At 40.0% G+C, this 1,444-nt stretch carries 1 pseudogene; it reads right to left on the reverse strand.

The annotated features are described in order from the left end of the window. Positions 1-1,444: pseudogene (locus ON09_RS23645) on the reverse strand (DNA gyrase/topoisomerase IV subunit A); the annotation flags it as partial.

A 1,444-nucleotide genomic window follows, 5' to 3' on the forward strand; every position in this document is an offset into this window, starting at 1 on the left:
ACGTACACACTTACCGGATCGGCTTTACGTTCAAATTTCGGTTTTGGTTTTTCTTCAGCAGGCACTTTTTCAGCCCCTTCAGTTTCTACTGCATCGGCAACTGCTGGTTCCGTAACTTCATCCTGCGTTAAATTTTCATCTTCACCTGATGGTTCATTTCCTCCCCCATCTTCATTTTCATCAATTTCCTCAGGCTCAACTTCAGGCTCTTCCAATTTTACCTTCTGTACATCGTGTGGCGACAAACGGTTGCCGTTTGCTTTCAGGCCTTTCACATCAATCAACTCAGCCAATACTAAATCCAGTGTCTCCGGAATTTGGGTTTTACCTTTCAGCACATCAACAATTACTTTGGCCCCAGCGTTAGCGGTTAAAAACAATAATCGCGATTTTGGTTCTTCGCTGATAAATACAACTTTCTTACCATTAGATTGTAACTCAAAATTGAATCGTTTAATGAAGTAATTTTGTGCTTTGCCATCAAAATGTACAGCCGCAAATACCTTTTCTGCATCGAACTTCTCAATTAAAAGCAAGCCATCATCAAAGTGGTTACTCAATTCGAACGAACTCAATTCATAGTAACCATCCTTATGCACCTGTAAAATCCGGTCATCACCGTCAAATTCCCCGAGGTACTTCCCTCTGCCATCAACATTTAAGCGTTTCAGCAAGTCATCATACCAAATTTTAAGTCCCGACAAGGTGGAAACACCTTTGCTTTTCAGGATAATTTTTTTAACCGGATATTTAGAAACGATATTTCCCTGAGAACCCCGACCTTTAATTGCCACTTCAGCAAAATCAAGGTCGAATTGGAGTTTGCGTAATTTAGAATGCGGTTTCAACGCCACGTTCACCACTTCAGCTTCACCATTTGGGTTAGCTGTGAAATATAAAATTTTCGATCCTTTTGAACCCTTTGTTAAATCGTATTCTTTATCGCGTGTTACGCCAACAACTGCAAAACGTTTAATGTAAGATGTGCCTGTAGAGCCATCTTTATAAATCATATTGTAGATGGTCCGTTCATCGTTTTTCTTAAATACCTGCGCATGGATAATTCCCTTACCAACAAAAGTTTTATCAGCCACCTTAGTGATCATGCATTTTCCATCTTCGCGGAAAACAATTACCTCATCAATATCCGAGCAATCTGCAATAAACTCATCTTTACGTAAGCCCGTTCCGATAAAACCATCCTGACGATTCATGTATAGCTTCACATTTGCCAACGCCACTTTCGATGCTTCTACCCGATCAAACAAACGGATTTCCGTTCTTCGTTCTCTACCTTTTCCGTACTTATCCTTTAAACGCTGAAACCATGCAATTGCATAGTCGGTTAAATGTTTCAGATGATTTTTAACGATCTTAATTTCATCTTCCAGGTTTTTCATCTGCTCATCGGCCTTTTTCACATCAAATCGGGTGATGCTACTCA

Origin of the sequence: Pedobacter agri PB92, assembly GCF_000258495.1 — a bacterium.
GTDB classification, from domain to species: domain Bacteria; phylum Bacteroidota; class Bacteroidia; order Sphingobacteriales; family Sphingobacteriaceae; genus Pedobacter; species Pedobacter agri.